General features: G+C 74.1%; 19 protein-coding genes and 2 pseudogenes. 4 read left to right on the top strand and 17 right to left on the bottom strand.

Translation table 11 applies throughout. The annotated features are described in order from the left end of the window. Positions 1–11: 11 nt before the first annotated feature. From ENKNEFLB_RS06910 to ENKNEFLB_RS06900, 3 genes are read right to left on the bottom strand one after another with little or no spacing between them, the layout of a single operon-like run. Complete coding sequence (locus tag ENKNEFLB_RS06910) at positions 12–1265, bottom strand: Tad domain-containing protein (RefSeq protein ID WP_214058513.1); 1254 nt, start codon at positions 1263–1265, stop codon at positions 12–14. Then, positions 1217–1744 carry a Tad domain-containing protein gene (locus tag ENKNEFLB_RS06905; protein ID WP_214058512.1) on the bottom strand — a complete coding sequence of 176 codons (528 nt, stop codon included), beginning with the start codon at positions 1742–1744 and terminating at the stop codon, positions 1217–1219. The genes ENKNEFLB_RS06910 and ENKNEFLB_RS06905 overlap by 49 nt, the downstream gene beginning before the upstream one ends. A gap of 1 nt (position 1745) precedes the next feature. Continuing rightward, positions 1746–2249, bottom strand: coding sequence for a TadE/TadG family type IV pilus assembly protein (locus ENKNEFLB_RS06900; RefSeq protein ID WP_214058511.1), 504 nt, complete (start codon positions 2247–2249; stop codon positions 1746–1748). A 342-nt stretch (positions 2250–2591) separates the two neighbouring features. On the opposite strand from ENKNEFLB_RS06900, the gene ENKNEFLB_RS06895 reads away from it, so the two are divergent. Beyond that, positions 2592–3224, top strand: coding sequence for a TadE/TadG family type IV pilus assembly protein (locus tag ENKNEFLB_RS06895; RefSeq protein WP_214058510.1), 633 nt, complete (start codon positions 2592–2594; stop codon positions 3222–3224). Positions 3225–3256: 32 nt separating this feature from the next. Beyond that, positions 3257–5029, top strand: coding sequence for a pilus assembly protein TadG-related protein (locus ENKNEFLB_RS06890; protein ID WP_214058509.1), 1773 nt, complete (start codon positions 3257–3259; stop codon positions 5027–5029). Between the two features lie 21 nt (positions 5030–5050). Here ENKNEFLB_RS06890 and ENKNEFLB_RS06885 read toward each other — a convergent pair whose 3' ends face one another. The 10 genes and pseudogenes from ENKNEFLB_RS06885 to ENKNEFLB_RS06845 all read right to left on the bottom strand — a co-directional run bounded on the left by ENKNEFLB_RS06885 (position 5051) and on the right by ENKNEFLB_RS06845 (position 11483). After that, complete coding sequence (locus ENKNEFLB_RS06885; RefSeq protein ID WP_160008342.1) at positions 5051–5359, bottom strand: DUF2469 domain-containing protein; 309 nt, start codon at positions 5357–5359, stop codon at positions 5051–5053. An 88-nt stretch (positions 5360–5447) separates the two neighbouring features. Beyond that, a pseudogene (locus ENKNEFLB_RS06880) lies at positions 5448–6098 on the bottom strand (ribonuclease HII); the annotation flags it as partial. Position 6099: 1 nt separating this feature from the next. Then, positions 6100–6861, bottom strand: coding sequence for a signal peptidase I (gene lepB / locus ENKNEFLB_RS06875; protein WP_246535882.1), 762 nt, complete (start codon positions 6859–6861; stop codon positions 6100–6102). A gap of 32 nt (positions 6862–6893) precedes the next feature. Continuing rightward, positions 6894–7241 carry a 50S ribosomal protein L19 gene (gene rplS / locus ENKNEFLB_RS06870; protein ID WP_214058508.1) on the bottom strand — a complete coding sequence of 116 codons (348 nt, stop codon included), beginning with the start codon at positions 7239–7241 and terminating at the stop codon, positions 6894–6896. Positions 7242–7429: 188 nt separating this feature from the next. Continuing rightward, positions 7430–7723 (bottom strand): GNAT family N-acetyltransferase, encoded by a 294-nt coding sequence (locus ENKNEFLB_RS22430; RefSeq protein ID WP_420830544.1) that lies wholly within the window; start codon positions 7721–7723, stop codon positions 7430–7432. Between the two features lie 204 nt (positions 7724–7927). Then, positions 7928–8611, bottom strand: a pseudogene (gene trmD / locus ENKNEFLB_RS22425) (tRNA (guanosine(37)-N1)-methyltransferase TrmD); the annotation flags it as partial. Continuing rightward, positions 8608–9174, bottom strand: coding sequence for a ribosome maturation factor RimM (rimM, locus tag ENKNEFLB_RS06860; RefSeq protein WP_214058506.1), 567 nt, complete (start codon positions 9172–9174; stop codon positions 8608–8610). The gene rimM and the pseudogene trmD, both read right to left, overlap by 4 nt. 93 nt (positions 9175–9267) lie before the next feature. Then, the gene (locus ENKNEFLB_RS06855; RefSeq protein ID WP_160008354.1) at positions 9268–9510 is read right to left on the bottom strand and encodes an RNA-binding protein; all 243 of its coding nucleotides are present in this window, start codon (positions 9508–9510) and stop codon (positions 9268–9270) included. Positions 9511–9514: 4 nt separating this feature from the next. Next, positions 9515–10051 carry a 30S ribosomal protein S16 gene (rpsP, locus tag ENKNEFLB_RS06850; RefSeq protein WP_214058505.1) on the bottom strand — a complete coding sequence of 179 codons (537 nt, stop codon included), beginning with the start codon at positions 10049–10051 and terminating at the stop codon, positions 9515–9517. Between the two features lie 346 nt (positions 10052–10397). Next, positions 10398–11483: an amidohydrolase family protein gene (locus ENKNEFLB_RS06845; protein WP_214058504.1), complete on the bottom strand. Its 1086-nt coding sequence runs from the start codon at positions 11481–11483 to the stop codon at positions 10398–10400. Positions 11484–11523: 40 nt separating this feature from the next. Between ENKNEFLB_RS06845 and ENKNEFLB_RS06840 the strand changes: the two genes are divergently transcribed. Beyond that, a complete protein-coding gene (locus ENKNEFLB_RS06840; protein WP_214058503.1) occupies positions 11524–12684 on the top strand; it encodes an ROK family transcriptional regulator in 1161 nt (386 codons plus the stop codon). Between the two features lie 32 nt (positions 12685–12716). Beyond that, the gene (locus ENKNEFLB_RS06835) at positions 12717–13349 is read left to right on the top strand and encodes a maleylpyruvate isomerase family mycothiol-dependent enzyme (RefSeq protein ID WP_214058502.1); all 633 of its coding nucleotides are present in this window, start codon (positions 12717–12719) and stop codon (positions 13347–13349) included. 18 nt (positions 13350–13367) lie between these two features. Here ENKNEFLB_RS06835 and ENKNEFLB_RS06830 read toward each other — a convergent pair whose 3' ends face one another. The 4 genes from ENKNEFLB_RS06830 to ENKNEFLB_RS06815 all read right to left on the bottom strand — a co-directional run bounded on the left by ENKNEFLB_RS06830 (position 13368) and on the right by ENKNEFLB_RS06815 (position 18026). Then, a complete protein-coding gene (locus ENKNEFLB_RS06830; protein ID WP_214058501.1) occupies positions 13368–13745 on the bottom strand; it encodes an NYN domain-containing protein in 378 nt (125 codons plus the stop codon). A gap of 10 nt (positions 13746–13755) precedes the next feature. Further along, complete coding sequence (ffh, locus tag ENKNEFLB_RS06825) at positions 13756–15339, bottom strand: signal recognition particle protein (protein ID WP_214058500.1); 1584 nt, start codon at positions 15337–15339, stop codon at positions 13756–13758. A 70-nt stretch (positions 15340–15409) separates the two neighbouring features. Next, on the bottom strand, positions 15410–17629 hold the full coding sequence (locus ENKNEFLB_RS06820; RefSeq protein ID WP_214058499.1) for a [protein-PII] uridylyltransferase: 2220 nt from the start codon (positions 17627–17629) through the stop codon (positions 15410–15412). Positions 17630–17687: 58 nt separating this feature from the next. Next, the gene (locus ENKNEFLB_RS06815; RefSeq protein ID WP_214058498.1) at positions 17688–18026 is read right to left on the bottom strand and encodes a P-II family nitrogen regulator; all 339 of its coding nucleotides are present in this window, start codon (positions 18024–18026) and stop codon (positions 17688–17690) included. Positions 18027–18065: the final 39 nt, after the last annotated feature.

Genomic DNA, 18065 nt, shown 5'->3' with positions numbered 1-18065 from the left:
TCGGACAGGCCTCAGCCGGTCAGTCGCGGGTTCGCGCAGACGGCGTTCACGGCGTACACGTCGGCACCGGCGAGCCGCAGTCCCAGCAGCCGGGCCACCGGCCCGACGAGGTACTGGTCGATGTTGGCGGCGAGCGGGTTCAGCGTCTTGACGGTGAACCCGCCCGTCGCCGCGGTGAGGTCCGCGACCACCGCGTCCACGATGCCCGCCTTCAGCGCGCCCAGGCCGATCCCGAGGCCCAGCGGCAGGCTCACGTCGACCGAGCTCGTCAGGACCTGCGGGACGACCGGGCCGAGCAGGGCCGCGGCGCCGCCGGTCTGGCGCGGCACGGTGTCGTTCGGTGGGATCGACAGCGGGACGTCGGCACCGGCCGGGCCGCTCCCCGTTCCCATCGACAGGCGCACCGTCAGGTCGACCAGGGCGTCCACCTTGAGCGAGCCCGTGCCCACCGACACCTTGCCCCGGACCCTCACGTCCGACACCAGCCGGTACGAGGCCAGGGACGTGCCGACCCGGACGGTGAAGGTGTCGGGCGCGGCGCTGGTCCCACCCCCGCAGGTCACCGGGGGCGGCGAGACGAGCTGACCGGTGGCGCCGCCGAGGTTCAGCGTGAGCGAGCCGGTCGCCTTGGTGGTCTGCAGGGTCCCCTTCACCAGGCCGAAGTCCAGACCGACACTGGGAAGGTTGGCGAAGTCGATGTCCATCGTCCCGTCGACCTGGCTCGACGTCGCCCGCGACTCGATCGAGCCCGGCGTGCCGCAGGCCAGGCTGAGACCCTGCTGCACCCCCAAGGAGGTGCTCGTGACGTTGCCGATCCCGGGCACGCCCATCTGCAGGTTCGGGATCTCCAGGGCGCGCCGGCCGTTGGCCGCTGCCAGCGACCCGGCCAGGACGTCGAGCAGGTTGAGGTCGGTGTCCAGGGCCGCCGAGTCCCCCGCCGCGATGCTCAACGCCTGGCCCACGGTGACCGCGGGGAGGCCGGCCGACGCCCCGAGCAGCACCCCGAGCGCCTGGATCGCCGCCTCGTTGGTCGGGTCGTCCTCCTTGCGCAGCGCGTCGATGCTGGCCTGCACGAGGTCGCCGTACGCGATCGGCGAGCTCAGCAGCCGGGTCTCGCTGCCGATCCGGGGCTCGGCGGCGAGCTGGGCGAGGCGGAGGTCGGCCTGGGCCATGCCTTGGTAGCCGAGCAGGCCCAGGTTCAGCCCGAGGAGACCGTTCAGCGGGCCGAGCAGGCTCGAGTCCCCGAGCGGACCGCCGCGGCCCACGAGCCCAGCTGGTAGCACGCGGTCGAGTCGGCCTCGGCGTACGCGGTGCGGGTCGCACCCCCCTCGCCCGGCGCGAAGGCGAAGTCGGTCGTGGCCGAGGCGACCACCCGGACCGCGGACGGCGGGTCGACCGTGACGTCGAACGTCTCCCCGTCCCAGGCACCCCAGCTCACGGCCACCGCCAGGTCGTCGCCGATCGTGTCGTCGTTGCGGGCCAGGCTCAGCGCCAGCGCGCTGCTCGGGCTCGTCTGCTGCCCCTCCCCGGCCAGCTGCGCCCGTGTCCGTCCGTCGATCTCGCGGGCGAGGTCGAGCGCGACCACGTCGGCCAGCGCCTGCATGTCACGCCGCACCACCCGTTGCACCCCGAGGTCGACGGCGAAGGCGGCGACCAGGACGATTACGGTGAGGGCGGCGCCGACGATCGCGAGCACGGCCCCGCGCTCGTCCCGCTCGCGCCGGGACCGCGGACCTCCGGACACCTCAGTTCACCTGCGCCTCGGTCGAGTACGCCAACTGCTCGGGCAGCACGACGCCGAGACCGGGGAACGAGGGCAGGAGCGGGTCGTCGCGGTAGGTGTAGGCCAGCGAGACCTCGACGCACTGGGAGGTGGCGGCGTTGCTGCACGGCCTGCGGGCACTGATCGTGCAGGTCCCCGCCGGACTCGCGCCCTTCATCAGCGCCCCGTTGCTGGCGCAGGTGACCCCGTAGCTGCCCAGCGCCCCGTTGACGGCGTCCCGGGTCTTGCCGGCGACGGCCGGGTCGGAGGGTGACAGCACCGCGGCGGTACGCGCCCCCTCCGCCGCGGCCTGGCTGATGCCCTGGCGGAACGAGAGCATGTAGCCGTAGCCGATGACGCCGAAGAGCAGCACCAGCAGCAGGGGCATCACCAGCGCGAACTCGACGGCGACGGCACCGCGGTCGTCACCGCGGCGTACGCGGGGGCGGCGCGTGCGCGTGGGCGCCGGCGGAGGCGGAGTGGACATCGAGGCACCTCGAGGGAGGACGGCGAGGCGCGGGGGTCACCTCACCCGTGAGGCTAGGAGTCGTCCCGCCCTCCGTCCCCGGAACCGTCGTCCTGCCACCGCGACCTCGCCCAGCCCTTGCCGGACCCGCTCTGACCTGCGCAGATGATGCACCCGGCCGGCATCTCGGTCTCGGTCACCAGACCGAGCCGCGCCCGCCTGCCGACGGCGCCTGGTCTGGACCGCCCTTGCTGTCGCGCCTTCTCGGCATCCTGGTTCCGCAGTTCTCGCCCACCCCGACTGTCCCCTCCGCCAGACTTGCGCGGACCCGGGACCCCCCGACCGGCGACGACGAAGGACGCGATGCGCACCAGACGACCAGCGAGCGAGCGCGGGGCCGTCGCCGTCGAAGCCGCCCTGGTCATCCCGATCCTGATGCTCCTGGTCTTCGGCATCATCGAGATGTCCCTGCTGCTGCGCGACTCCCTCGCGGTCACCTCGAGCGTCCGGGCAGGCGGCCGGGTGGCCTCGGCCCTGGCCGGGGCCGGGCCTGCCGGCGTCAACGAGGGTGGGGACTGCACCGCGCCGTGCACACCCGCCAACGCCCCGATGCTGGCTCAGATGGCGGCCAACGCCGTCCAGACCTCGGGCAGCGCCCTGCCCGAGGACTCGGTCCAGGAGCTCTGGGTCTTCCGGGCCAACCCGCAGGGGTTCCCCGGCGCGGCCGGCAACGACGAGTGGACCTGCACGGTGAACTGCGTGCGGTTCCGGTGGGTCCCGGCCCGGGACCAGTTCCGCTACCTCGACGGCGCCTGGGCCTCGGCGACCATCAACGCCTGTGTGAACTCCTCTCCCGACACGGTCGGCATCTACCTACGCGCCCGGCACGACTTCATCACGGGTCTGTTCGGCGCCGGCCTCGATGTCAGCGACTCCGCGGTGTTCACCTTCGAGCCCTTGCCCGCGCTCACCTGTGCTGCCGGGACCCACCCGTGACGCGCCCGCCACGGAGGCGTGACGAGGCAGGGGTGGCCGCCATCCTGTTCGCGGTCCTGCTGCCGACGGTCCTGATCGGGATGGCCGCGATCGCCGTCGACATCGGGATGCTCTACCGGGAGGCCGGTCGGGTGCAGCGGGCCGCCGACGCCGCGGCGCTCTCGGCGGTCACCTGGATGCCTGGCAACCTCGGCCAGGCGACGACCACCGCCCGCCGGATCGCGGCGGTCAACGGTTATGCCGCTGGTGGCGGCACGACCGTGGAGGTGGACGAGGGTGACGTGTCCAGCCAGCTGAGGGTGACCATCACCACCACCGTGGACAACACCTTCGGCGCCGCGATCGGGAGCCCGACGGCCCAGGTCACGCGCACCGCACTCGCCGACTACACCGCGCCCGCCCCGATGGGAAGCCCCTGTAACACCTTCGGCAACGAGCCACCGAGCACGGCCGGCGCGGCCCAGCCCAGCGGGACCGCGCTTCCTGCGGCGCCCTTCCCCAACTGCAGCTCGAACCCGCAGTTCTGGGCCGCGGTGGAGGGCCCCGGCACGGACAAGGTGCAGGGCGACCGCTACGGCACCATGCCGTGCTCCACCGCTGAGAACTGCGTGCCCGGCCGGAACTCCGAGTACCGCCCCGAGGGCTACTTCTTCGCCCTGCGGGTCGAGCCCGCTGCCGTGGGCAGGAGCCTGGCGGTGCAGGTCTACGACCCGGCCTACGTCGAGACCGGCGTCGCGTGCGGCGACATCGACCAGCGCTACGTCGCGGACCGGATGAGCGACTACACCCCGACCGCCGGCGCGGCCCGCTACGCCGACGCCACCAGCATCTACTGCTCCGGCGACTACAACCCGCGCGCCAGCTCCGACCCCGTGGGACAGCCCCTCGACACCACCTTCCTGGTCCGCCAGCCCAACGCCACCGGCGATCCGCTCAAGTCCGAGGTCGTCTCCGGCTGCACCCAGCAGTTCGAGGGCCGTCGCACCCAGGTCGCGAGCGAGGAGCTGCGGCAGTGGACACAGCCCACCGGCAGCAAGACCCGTTACGCCGGGTTCAACCCCGAGCTCGCGCGCGTCTTCCACCAGTGGGTCGAGCTGTGCAGCTTCACCCCGACCATGGCCGGGAACTACTACCTCCAGGTCCGGACCAACCGCAGCCCGGGCGGCACGGCGGTGACGAACAGCAACGAGTCGGGGCGCAGCTTCGACCCGGTCGTGTGGCGCGACAACGCCTCGGCGGGCAGCCGCGACGGCAACGTCAGCACGACGACCGGCCTGAACTCCTTCGCGCTGCGCGTCGTGCCGTCGCGCGCCGACCTGCGCGACGACGTCGCCGTCGCGGGATACAGCAGGATGCCGGTGCTGCAGAACGCGCCCTCGAGCCGGGCGCGGTTCAACCTGATCCGGGCGCTGCCCTCCGCCCGTGGGCAGTACATCGCCTTCGACTTCTTCGACGCCGCCGACGGGTCCACGGGCACCGGCGGAAGCGTCCGGGTGATCGCGCCGCCGGACGCCACCGGCTCGATCAGGTCCGGGCCGGGCGGTTCGGTGCCGGGGTGCCGGGGGGCTCTCGGCGACGCGGCCTACACCAACCTCGGTGAGTGCACGGTCCCGGTCAAGGCCTCCACCCACAACGGCAAGATCCAGCAGATGGTGATCCCGCTGCCGGAGGACTACAGCTGCAACCCCGCCACCCTGGGCGGCTGCTGGTTCCAGGTGGAGACCAACTTCTCCGGCTCCAACGTCACGGACTTCACGACGTGGGACGCCAACATCGCGGGCGACCCCGTACGCCTGATCGAGTGACGCACCGACCCGGCCGGCACCTCAGGGCAGCGGCTGCTCGGTCTCCGCGCCGCTGAGCTCCTCGACGTTGACGTCCTTGAAGGTCAGCACCTTCACGTTCTTCGCGAAGCGCGCCGGGCGGTACATGTCCCAGACCCAGGCGTCGGTCATCGAGACCTCGAAGAAGACCTCGCCGGCCTCGGTGCGCGCCTTCACGTCGACCTGGTTGCACAGGTAGAAGCGCCGGTCGGTCTCCACGACGTACTTGAAGATGCCGACGACGTCGCGGTACTCCCGGTAGAGCGTCAGCTCCATCTCGGTCTCGTACTGCTCGAGCTCCTCGGCGCTCATCGGACCTCCTGGTACGGCGCGGCGGACGGGTGGTCGACGACGGCTTCATTGTGCACGCCCGCCCCGCGGACGGCTCCGCGGGCGGCTCGAGCCCTGCGGCCCGGCGCACGTTGACGAAGCGCATCCGGTGCACCGGCGAGGGACCGTGCCGCTCCAGGGCGGCGGCGTGCACGTCGGTGATGTAGCCCTTGTGGGTGCGGAAGTCGTACTCGGGCCAGTCCGCGTCCAGGTCGGTCATGATCCGGTCACGGGTGACCTTGGCCAGCACCGAGGCCGCCGCGATGCAGGCCGCGACCCGGTCGCCCTTCCACACCGCCAGGCCCGGCGTCCCGAGCCCGTCGACGGGGAACCCGTCGGTCAGGACGTACGACGGGGGCAGCTCGAGCAGGGCCACCGCGCGTCTCAGCGCCTCGAGGTTGGCCACGTGCATCCCGAGGCGGTCGCACTCCTCGTGGCCGACCACGACGACGGACCAGGCGACGGCGCGGCGTACGACCTGCTCGTAGCAGCGCTCCCGGGCGCGCGGGGTCAGCAGCTTGGAGTCGGCCAGCCCGGGGACCACGCCGGCGCGGCCCTCGGGGAGGATCGCGGCGCCGGCGACGAGGGGGCCTGCGCAGGCGCCGCGTCCGGCCTCGTCGACCCCGGCCACCGGCCCGAACCCCTGGCGGCGCAGGGCGCGCTCGTAGCCGTAGAGGCCCGCGTCACGGCGGACCGTCGACCCGCGCGGGAGCAGGGACACCTCAGGGAGCCGTGACCGGGTCGGGCACGTCGTCGAACGACGCCGGGCTGCCGCCCTGGAGGCCGAGGCGGTCGAGGGGCCAGACGGTGGCGAGCACGGTCCCCACGACGAGGTCCTCCTCGACGAACGGGTCGTCGGTGCAGTCGGTCTCCATGTCGGTGCACAGGTGCGTCGTGGAGTCGCCCGAGGCGTCGCGGTGGTCGCCCATCACGAAGATCTCGCCCGCGGGCACGGGACCGGCGACCCAGTCGCAGTTGCCCGTCATCGGGCCGTTGCACAGCAGGTCCTCGCCACGGACGTACTCGTCCTCCTCGAGCGGGTCGCCGTTGACCATGATCCGGCCCTCGGCGTCGCAGCACTCGATGACGTCGCCCTCGACGCCGACGACCCGCTTCACCAGGTGGCCACCCTCGGGGTAGAGCCCGACCGCGCCGAACGCCGAGGTCAGGACGTTGCCCTCGGGCGCGCCCTGGGCGCCGAGCCAGCCGCCGGGGTCCTCGAAGACGACGACGTCACCGCGGTCGGGGCTGCCGACCCACGTCGAGACCTTCTGGACCAGGATGCGGTCGCCGACCTCGAGGCCGGGCTCCATCGACGTGGACGGGATGTAGAACGCCTGCAGCAGGAAGGTCTTGACCAGCAGTGCCAGCAGGACGGTGGTGACGAGCAGGCCGAGCAGCCACCGGCCCAGTCCCTGGCGTGAGCCCGAGGACTGGTCGTCGTCCTGGTCGGACCGGTCGACGGCGGTGTCCTTGGTGCTCACGCTCGGATACTAGGCCGGTGGGCCTGGCTCGATCAGCGACGCTCGCGGATCTTGGCGGCCTTGCCGCGCAGGTTGCGCAGGTAGTAGAGCTTCGCGCGACGCACGTCACCGCGGGTGACGACCTCGATCTGCTCGAAGATCGGGGAGTGCAGCGGGAAGGTGCGCTCGACGCCGACGCCGAAGGAGACCTTGCGGACGGTGAAGGTGCGGCCGATGCCCGAGCCGTGGACGCGGATCACGACGCCCTGGAAGATCTGGACGCGGGCGCGGTTGCCCTCGACCACCTTCACGTGGACCTTGACGGTGTCGCCGCCACGGAAGCTGGGGAGGTCGTCGCGCTTGTTGGCGCTGCCGAGCTCGGTGACGAGGTGGTTGGTCATGGGTGTCTCCTCGCGGGTGCCACAGGTCAGCCGCGGTCGATGGTTCTCGCAGGAGGCCAGTGCTGGGTGCCGGTGGCGCCCGCGTCCCCCTGTGGCAGGAGCGCGACGCAGACCCTCCTGCCGGAGCAGGTCCTCGGGAGGGTCCTCATTTGGCCGACTGGCCGAACGGCGATTCTGCCACAGCGCCGTCAGCGCCGGGAAATCCGTCGGGTCAGCACGACCCCGCCGGGCGGCGCCTCGAGGTCGGGACGCTCGCGGTAGCCCGCCTTGCGGTACATCCTGATGTTGTCCGCGCTGGCGGCCCCGGTGACCAACGAGCACGACGTGGCCTCCACCGGGGCGAGCGACTCGGCGTGGGCCAGCAGCGCCCGCCCCAGGCCGCGGCCCTGCAGGTCCGGCGCGACCATCAGCCGCCCGACGTGCCAGGTGGTGCCCACCAGGCGCCCACGGACCGAGCCCACCAGGCGACCGGCGACGCGCACCACCCGGGTCTGCCACTCCTCCAGCCCGGCCACGACGTCGTCCAGGGTCTCGTGCAGGGCGGGGACGACGTCCAAGGAGCCGATCGCCAGCGCCTCCTGCACCCAGCAGGCGCGCTGCAGCGTCAGCAGCTCGCCGGCGTCGGACCGGGTCGCCGGCACGGCCGACCACTCCCCCGCGCCGGCCAGCACCTCGCCCGGGTGCAGCAGGTCCGGACGGCGCTGCGCCGTACGCCGTCGGGACTGCTCGGCGCGCCAGGCGGCGACGGCCCCGTGGTCGCCGGACAGCAGCACGGGCGGGACGTCGTGGCCGCGCCAGGAGGCCGGCTTGGTGTAGACGGGGTACTCCAGCAGCCCGTCCTCGTGGCTCTCCTCGGTCAACGAGGCGGCGTTGCCCATGAAGCCCGGCAGGAGGCGTACGACGGCCTCGGTCACCGCGAGCGCGGCGACCTCGCCGCCGTTCAGCACGTAGTCGCCCAGCGAGACCTCGCGCACCTCGACCCGCTCGGCGGCGTGGTCGAGCACCCGCTGGTCGATGCCCTCGTAGCGGCCGCAGGCGAAGACCAGGCGTTCGCGCGTGGCCAGCTCGCGGGCCGCTGCCTGCGTGAACGGGGCGCCCGAGGGGGTGGGCACCACCAGCGTGGTCGTCCCGGACCCCTCGGCCCCGACGCCGAGCCCGTCGAACGCCTCGCCCCACGGTCCGGGCGTCATCACCATGCCCGCGCCGCCGCCGTACGGGCTGTCGTCGACCGTGCGGTGCCGGTCGTGGGTCCAGTCGCGCAGGTCGTGGACGTGCACCTCGACCAGGCCCGAGGCGGCTGCCCGGCCGGGCAGGGAGAGACGCAGCGCGTCCAGGTAGGCCGGGAAGATGGTGAGGTAGTCCAGCCTCACGCCTCGTCCCGGGCCTTCCCGGGCTCCTCGGGGAACGGCGTGACCAGGCCGGGCCGGTCGGCGACCACGACCCGCCGGGCGTCCAGGTCGACCTCGGGCACGAGGGCGGACACGAAGGGGACCAGCGCGTCGCGGCCGTCCGGGGTGCGGACCACGAGCAGGTCCTGCGCACCGTGCTGGAGGGCCGTGACCTCGCCGATCCGCGTGCCGTCCAGGTCGTGCACCGCAAGCCCGACGAGCTGGTGGTCGTAGAACTCCTCGGGGTCCTCCGGTCGCTCGGACGGGTCGACGTCGGCGCGCAGCAGGACGCCGCGGGCCGACTCCGCGGCCGTACGGTCCTCGAGCCCGGCGAACGTGGCCAGCAGCACGCCCTGGTGCCACCGCGTCGCGGTCACCTCGAGCGACCGGTGCGGGAACGCCCCGCCGCGCGGGGGCTCCGTGCGCAGGACCGCCCCCACCGCGAACCGGCGCTCGGGCTCGTCGGTGCGCAGCTCCACGGTCAGCTCGCCACGCAGGCCGTGCGGCTTGCCGAGCCGGCCGACGACGACCTCGATCTGGTCCACGGGTGTCCTCCTGTTGGGGCTGCTGCTGGGACGCGACAGGGTGCCGCCCCGGTGGGGCGACACCCTGTCGTCTGCTGCTCTGTGGTGCTGCGCTCAGCGGCGTCGGTCGACGTCGACGAAGTCGATCCGTGCACCCTCGCGGCCCGCGAGGGCGCTCACGACGGTGCGGAACGCGGTCGCCGTGCGCCCGCCACGGCCGATCACCTTGCCGAGGTCGTCGGGGTGGACCCGGACCTCGAGCAGCGGACCTCGGCGCAGCTGCTTGTCCGACACGACGACGTCGTCGGGGTTGTCGACCACACCACGCACGAGGTGCTCGAGAGCATCGGCGAGCATGGCGTCAGTTCTCCGCCGGGGCGTCGCTCGGGGTCTTCTCGGCCGGCTCGTTGGCCTCGGCCTCGACGGTGGCGCCCTCGGGCGTCTCCGACTCCGGGGTCTTGGCCGCGGCGTCCGCCTTGGCCTCGGCCTTCTTGGCGGGCTTCTCGGCCTTGTCGGACTTCTCCGCCTTGGTGGTGGCGGCGGCACCGCCGGAGCCGTGCGCCTCCTTCAGGGCCTCGTTGAAGATGTCCTGCTTGGCGCGCTTCTCGTCCTTGACGCGCAACGTGCCCTCGGTGCCCGGCAGGCCCTTGAAGGTCTGCCAGTCGCCGGTGACCTTGAGGATCGCCTCGACGGCCTCGGTCGGCTGGGCGCCGACGCCGAGCCAGTACTGCGCCCGCTCGGACTGCACCACCATGACGGAGGGCTCCTCCTTGGGCTGGTACCGACCGATCTCCTCGATCACCCGGCCGTCGCGCTTCTTACGGCTGTCGACGACGACGATGCGGTACTGCGGGACCCGGACCTTGCCCAGGCGCTTCAAACGAATCTTGACGGCCACGTCTGTGGTGTCTCCTTGGAACTCGTGGTGGGTGGGGCGGGCCGCAGCGGGCGGGGAAACACCAGGCGGGACACCCCGGAGGGCCAGCGCGTCCGGCGAGAGGGTCCGCACGCGTGGACTCAGCGGGTCAGTCTGCCACGGGGTGGGCCTGCAGCCGAATCCGGCTCCACGGGACGGCCCTCGCCGCTCGAGATCGAGCGTCAGCTACGCCCAGACGCTTCCCCCGCACCGTCGATGGGTCATCTGCACGCACCAGGTGCATGCACGTCACCCATCGACAACGGCCTGGCCCCGAGACGCTCGCTGCGCTCGCTCCTCGACCACCGGTCACCCTTCGCGCCGAGGCCTACCGCGAGCCGACCACCACGCCCCGCAGCACGACGCGGGAGGGGGTGTCGAGCACCGAGAGGTCCGTACGCGGGTCGCGGTCGTAGACGACGAGGTCGGCCGGGGCGCCCTCCTCGAGCCCGGGGTGGCCGAGCCAGGTGCGGGCGCTCCACGACGCGGCGCCGAGCGCGGCCTCGGCGGTGAACCCGAGCCCGGCCAGCGCGCGCACCTCCCCGGCGATCCCGCCGTGGGGCAGCACGCCCCCGGCGTCGGTGCCGGCGTAGATCGCCACGCCGGCCTCGTGCGCGGACATGATCGTCTCGCGGCGGCGCGCGTACAGGTCGCGCATGGTGGTGGCGTACCGGGGGAACCTCTCCTCCCCCGCGTCGGCGTAGCCGGGGAAGTTCTCCAGCTGCATCACCGTCGGCACCAGGGCGGTCCCCTGCGCGGCCATCGCCTCGACCAGGTCGGGGGTCAGACCGGTGCCGTGCTCGATGCAGTCGATGCCGGCCTCGATCAGCTGCGGCAGGACGGTGTGGCCGAAGCAGTGCGCGGTGACCCGGGCGCCGTGCTCGTGGGCGACCGCGATCGCCTCCGCGAAGGTGTCGGCCGGGAACGACGGGGCCAGGTCGCCCTCGTCGCGCGAGATCCAGTCGCCGACCAGCTTGACCCAGCCGTCCCCGCGACCGGCCTCGGTCGCGACGTACGCCGGGAGGTCGTCGGGCTCGACCTCGTGGGCGTAGTTGCGGATGTAGCGGCGGGTGCGGGCCAGGTGCCGCCCGCAGCGGATCAGCCGGGGCAGGTCGTCACGCTCCTGGACCCAGGCCGTGTCGGCGGCCGACCCGCAGTCGCGCAGCAGCAGCGCTCCGACCTCACGGTCGGCCAGGGCCTGCCGCTCGGTCGTGGCCTCGTCGACGGCTCCGTGGCTCTCCAGCCCGACGTGGCAGTGCGCGTCGACCAGCCCGGGCAGGACCCAGCCCTCCCCCGCGGTCTCCGCGCCGGCCTGCGGCTCGTAGGTGACGTGGCCGTCGACGACGTAGAGGGTGCGGGTCTCCCCGTCGGGCAGGACGGGACCGTGGAAGCGCAGGGCGGGCGGGCGGCTCATGGGCGCCGAACCTACCGGCCGGGCTCCTAGGCTGGGGCGCATGACCACGACCGGCGCGCTGGCCCGCCTGCGCGCCGGCAACGCCCAGGCGATCACCGTGGTCCTGGCCCGCGAGGGCGCGCTGAGCCGCGCCGACCTGGTGCGCGGCACCGGGTTGTCGCGGGCCACCGTCTCCAGCCTGGTCGCCGAGCTGATCGAGGCCGGGCGCGTCGTGGAGACCAGCGAGCGGGTCCGCCCGCACCGCGGCGGCAGCGGTCGCCCGCCGGTCCTGGTACGCCTCAGCGCCCCCACCGGGATCGTGGCCGGGGTCGACCTCGGCCACCGCCACGTCCGGGTCGTCGTGGCCGACCGGGCGGGCGAGGTGCTCGCGGAGGAGCGCCGGGTCCTCGACGTCGACGGGCTCGGCGTCGCCGCGCTCGAGCAGGCCGCCGCGATGGTGCACGAGGCGGTCGACCGGGCCGGCGAGGACGTCGCCCGGCTGCAGGCGGTCGGGGCCTGCCTGCCCGCCCCCCTGGCCCGCGGCACCCGGGAGCTCGACGCCGCCCTGATGCCCGCGTGGGCCGGGGTCGACCCCGAGCAGGACCTCGCCCGCCTGGTCGGCGTCGCGGTGCACGTCGACAACGACGCGAACCTCGGCGCCCTGGCCGAGCTGGGCCGTGGCAGTGCGCGGCTGGTCGCCGACGTCGTCTACGTCAAGCTGGCCAGCGGCGTCGGGGCCGGGCTCGTCCTGGGGGGCCGCCTGCACCGCGGCGCCGGTGGTCGCGCCGGCGAGCTCGGCCACGTGACGTCGGTGCCCGACGGCCTGGCCTGCCGCTGCGGGCGTCGTGGCTGCCTGGAGACCGAGGTCTCCACCGACCGCCTGCAGGACCTGCTGCGGCCCGTCCACGGCGCGGCCGTGGAGGACCTCGTGGGGCTCGCCGAGCAGGGTCACCAGGACGTACGCCGGGTGCTGCACCGCGCCGGGCAGCAGGTCGGCCGGGTGCTGGCCGACGTGGTGACCGCCCTCGATCCCTCCGTGGTGGTCGTCGGCGGTCCGCTCGGCCGGGCCGCGGACGTGCTCGACGGGGTCCGGGTCGGGCTGCGGGACCACGCCGACCCCGACGTGGTCGGCGGTCTCGAGGTGCGCTCCGGCGCCCTCGGGGAGCGTGCGGAGGTGCTCGGCGCGGTGTCGCTGGCCCTGGCCCGGGTCGCGCAGGCCTGACAGCGCCGCGGTGGCCGCCCTATCCTCCCCGGATGGACGTCCACGCGCGGACGGCTGCCGGGCGTCGGAGGCTGGCCGACTTCTTCGACGGCCTCGACGCCGCCCAGCTCGAGACCTCCAGCCTCTGCGACCCGTGGACCGTGCGCGAGGTCCTCGGTCATCTCGTCATGCCGCTCACCGGTGGCGCCGGCGGGTTCGCGGTGCAGCTGGTGCGCGCCCGGGGGTCGCTCGACCGCGCCAGCGCCGCGGTCGCCGCCGAGCTGGCGCGGCGCCCCGTACAGGAGCTGACGGGACTGCTCCGCGACCGGGCGGAGACGCGGGTCCGGGCCCCGGGCGTGGGCCCGAGGGGTCAGCTCGCGGACGGCTGCGTGCACCTGCGGGACTGCGCCCGGCCCCTGGGCCTGCCCGACGACGCGGATCTCGACGACTGGCGCCTCCTGCTCGACTGGCTGCCGTCGGGCGTGCCCGGCCTGGTCCCCCGGCGTCGGGCGCGCGGCCTCCGGCTGGTCGCGGAGGACCAGGACTGGTCCTGGGGCGCGGGGCCGGCCGTGAGCGGGACCAGCGAGGCGCTGGCCATGGCGATGACCGGACGGCTGGCGGCACTCGAGGACCTCACCGGCCCGGGGACCGACGTCCTACGGGCTCGGCTGACCGGCCCCTCGTGACCCCGGCCGACGCAGCCGTCAGAGCAGGTCGAGCAGCCAGGACGGGCTGACCGTCTCGGCCCCGGCGTGCAGGGCCCGGCCCTGCAGGATCCGGTCGGCGGTGCAGACGGTCACGCGGTGGCCTGCCTCCACGGCCCGGCGGGCCTCCTCGACGATCTTGTCGTCGCCGACCTTGGCGGCGTGGACGGTGGTGACGTGGGCGTCCCGCCCGGGCCGCACCCCGGCCTTGGCGCCGCCCTCCAGGACCAGCACGACCTTCTCCTGCGGCACGTCGGCGACGAGCAGCTGCTCGTGCAGCCGGGTCGCCGCGCCGGCGCGGTCCTTCCACCAGCCGTCGGGCCGGGCCCCGACGACGTTGGCACCGTCCACGACCAGGACGGTCGTCGGGCGCACCATCAGCGCACGGTCACTTCAGGAACTTCGCGAAGTCCTGCGGCCGGTCCAGCGCGGCCGCGGCCTGCTCGTAGTCGGTCTCCTGGCCGCCGGGGGTGCCGAAGGGGTTGGCGCTCGCGGCCTTCTCCTTGGCGGCCCGGTCGGCGGCCACCTTCTCCTGCGCGGCCTTGGCCGGGTTGCCGGAGACCCGCTTGCCCTTCTTCTGCGGCTGCTTCTTCTGACGCTTCCCGCCGGCGCCGGCGCCGGCGCCGGGCATCCCGGGCATGCCCGGCATCCCGGGCATCCCGCCTCCGCGGGCCATCTGCTGCATCATCTTGCGCGCCTCGAAGAAGCGGTCGACGAGCTGGTTGACGTCCATCACCGCGCGGCCCGAGCCCTTGGCGATCCGGGCCCGTCGCGAGCCGTCGATCATCTTCGGGTTGGCCCGTTCGGCCGGCGTCATCGACTGGATGATCGCCTGGATCCGGTCGATCTCGCGCTCGTCGAAGTTCTCGAGCTGCTCGCGGAACTGGCCCATCCCGGGCAGCATCCCCATGATCTTCGACATCGACCCGAGCTTGCGGACCTGCTGCATCTGCTCGAGGAAGTCGTCGAGGGTGAACTCCGCCCCGCCCTGGCCGGACAGCTTCTGCGCGGCCTTGAGGGCCTGGTCGGAGTCGAAGGTCTTCTCGGCCTGCTCGATCAGGGTCAGCATGTCGCCCATGTCCAGGATGCGCGAGGCCATCCGGTCCGGGTGGAAGACGTCGAAGTCGGTGAGCTTCTCGCCCGAGGAGGCGAACATGACCGGGCGGCCGGTCACCGAGCGGATCGAGAGCGCGGCGCCACCGCGCGCGTCGCCGTCGAGCTTGGTCAGCACGACGCCGTCGAAGCCGACGCCCTCGAGGAAGGCCTGGGCGGTGGTGACGGCGTCCTGGCCGATCATCGCGTCGACGACGAAGAGCACCTCGTCGGGCTGCACCACGTCGCGGATGTCGGCGGCCTGCTGCATCAGCTCGGCGTCGACGCCGAGCCGGCCGGCGGTGTCGACGATGACGACGTCGTGCAGCGTGCGGCGGGCCTCGGCCATCGCGTCGCGCGCCACGCCGACGGGGTCGCCGACGCCGTTGCCGGGCTCCGGGGCGAACACCGTGACGCCGGCGCGCTGGCCGTTGACCTGCAGCTGGTTGACGGCGTTCGGCCGCTGGAGGTCCGCGGCGACCAGCATCGGCGAGCGGCCCTGCTCCTTCAGCCACAGCGCCAGCTTGGCGGCGAGCGTCGTCTTGCCGGCGCCCTGGAGCCCGGCGAGCATGATGACGGTCGGTCCGGTCTTGGCGAAGCGCAGCCGCCGGGTCTCCCCGCCGAGGATCCCGACGAGCTCCTCGTTGACGATCTTGACGATCTGCTGCGCCGGGTTCAGCGCCCCGCTGACCTCCTCGCCGCGCGCGCGGTCCTTGACCGCGGCCACGAACTCGCGCACGACGGGCAGCGCCACGTCGGCCTCGAGCAGCGCGATCCGGATCTCGCGGGCCGTGGCGTCGATGTCGGCCTCGGAGAGGCGTCCCTTGCCCCGCAGGTTCTTGAAGGTGTCGGCGAGGCGGTCGGAGAGTGTGGCGAACACGGAGCTTCCTCAAACGATCGGTGGGGAGGTCCCGGGGCCGGGACCGGCCCGCCGGGGCGGAGGCCCCAGCCTAACCGGGACGGGTCAGTGCGGCCCGCACGGCGTGCGCCGCCTCGGCCGCCCTGGTCTCCGAGAGCACTCCCGCGGACTCCTCCTGGAGGTAGAACACGTCGACGGCCTGCGGCCCGAGCGTGTCGAGGTGGGCCGAGCGGACCGTGACGTCGAGCGCGGCGAGCGCCCGGCAGACCAGCCAGACCACGCCGGGGCGGTCGGCGGCGCGCACCTCGAGCACGGTGGCGTGCTCGCTGGCCTCGGGCCGCACGACCACCGCCGGCTCCAGGGCGCTGCCCTGGTCGGGGCGGAGCCGGGCGACCGGGTCGATCCGCCCGTCCACCACGGCCTCGTACCGCTCACGGAGCACCGCGGGGTCGAGGTGCTCGTCGCCGACCTCCCAGACGCAGACGCCGTACTCCCCCTGCGACCAGATCCGTGCCGCGCGCACCGGGACCCGCTGCAGCGCCAGCGCCGCCGCCAGGTCGGCCAGCAGGCCGACCCGGTCCCGCGCGACGGTGGTCAGGCGGCAGCCGTCGGTGACGACGGTCTTCTGCACGACCAGCTCGCCGCGCGTCGCCTCCTCCGGCACGGCCACCTCGTCGGTGGTGATCGCGGGCAGGGCCGTCCCGGCGTCGAGCGCGGCCAGGCCACGGCGGGCGAGGTCCTGGATCAGCCCGGCCCGCCACGAGCTCCACGCCTTGGTCGAGGTGGCCTTGGCGTCGGCCTCGGTGAGCGCCCGGAGGAGCTGCAGCGACTCGGCGTCGCCCATCCGGTCGGTCACCAGCGCCACGGTCGCGGGGTCGTCGGGGTCACGGGTGGTCGCGGTCTCGGCGAGCAGGAGGTGCCAGCGCACCAGCCGCGCGACGAGGTCCACGGCGTCGGGGGAGAAGCCCATCCGGGCCGCCACCGCGCGGGCGATCGGCTCGCCGGCGACGCTGTGCTCGGTCAGGCCCCCCTTGCCGATGTCGTGCAGCAGGGCCGCCACCACCAGCACGTCGGGGCGCGAGACGAACCGGATCAGCCCGGCGGCCTCGACGCAGGTCTCGACGACGTGGCGGTCGACGGTGAAGCGGTGCACGGTCGAGGCGTGCGGGAGCAGGCGTATCCGCTCCCACTCGGGCAGCACCTGCGCCAGGGCCCCGGTCTCCTCCAGCGTCTCCCAGACCCCGAGCATGCCGCGGCCGGCGGCCAGCAGGCGGACCAGCGCCTGGCGGGCCTCCGCGGGCCAGGGGTCGGGCAGCGCCGCGCCCTCACGGGCCAAGCGGGCCGCGGTCGGCGGAGCCAGCACGACGTCGCGCTCGGCGGCCTCGGCGGCGGCGCGCAGCAGCAGCACGGGGTCGTCCTCGGGACGGGCGCCGGCGGCCAGCACCACCTCGCCCCGGGCCAGCGCCAGTCCCGGCGCGATCGGGTGGAGGTCGGGCCGGCGGGCCCGTCGCGTGGACGTCGGCCGGGTGAGCACGTCCTCGACCCGGCGCCAGGTGAGGCGTGAGAGGTGGGTGACGCGTCGTCCGAGCTCCCGGACGTGGTGCTGCGCGGCCCGGTCGTCGGCGAGCCCGAGCCCGGTGGCGACGGCCGCCCAGGTCTCCGGGACCACCCGGTCGCTGGCCCGCCCGGCGGCCTCCTGGGCCAGGTCGCGCACGTCGAGCATGGTGCGCCGGCAGCGCTCGAGGTCGGCGTGCGGCACGTCGACGAGCCAGGTCGCGCCCAGCGCCCGCAGCACGCCGGCGTCGCGCAGGCCGCCCTCGGACTCCTTGAGGTCGGGCACCGAGAGGTGGGCCAGCTCCCCCATCAGCTCGTGGCGCGAGACCACCAGCCGGCGCAGCGCCGGCAGCCGCTCGCGGGCGCCGCGCCGCCAGGCGGCGAGCAGCTCGGTGCGCAGCCGCACCGTCAGGTGCGGGTCACCCGCGACGTGCCGCAGGTCCAGCAGGCCGAGCGCCACCTTGAGGTCCGCTCCCGCGGCCTCCAGCATCTCGCTGACGCTCCGCACGGAGTGGTCCAGCGCGGTGCCGGAGTCCCACAGCGGGTACCAGACGTCGGAGGCGACCCGGCCCGGGTCGACGACGTCCTCGTGGACGAGCACCACGTCGAGGTCGGAGTACGGGGCCAGCTCGCCGCGTCCGTAGCCGCCGACCGCGACCAGCGCCATGCCCTCCTCGGGTCCCCCGGCGCCCTCGTAGGCCTCGCGGCAGCGCCGGTCGGCGGCGTCGGTACGCGCGGCGCGGTCGGCCGCGGTCACCGGTGTCGGCGCGCCGCGTCCGGCGCGGCGGGCACGGTGCCCGTCAGCCCGGCTGGGCTCACAGGGCCTCGCCGTCGCGCTCGCCGGTGCGGACGCGCACCACCGAGTCGACCGGGGAGACCCAGACCTTGCCGTCACCGATGCGCCCGGTCTGCGCGCCCTGCTCGACCGCTCCCACCACGGCCACGACGTCGGCGTCGTCGACGACGACCTCGATCCGGATCTTGGGCACCAGCGCGACGTCGTACTCCGCACCGCGGTAGACCTCGGTGTGGCCCTTCTGCCGGCCGTAGCCGCTGACCTCGCTGACGGTCATCCCCGTGACCCCGACGGACTCCAGGGCGACGCGGACGTCCTCCCACTTGTGCGGCTTGACGACGGCGGTGACCAGCTTCATGCGGTGCTCCTGTCAGGTGGGGCGGGGTGTGCGGTGGGG

Origin of the sequence: Nocardioides aquaticus, assembly GCF_018459925.1 — a bacterium.
Taxonomy (GTDB): Bacteria; Actinomycetota; Actinomycetes; order Propionibacteriales; family Nocardioidaceae; genus Nocardioides; species Nocardioides aquaticus.
This window is presented reverse-complemented; position numbering and strand designations above follow the sequence as displayed.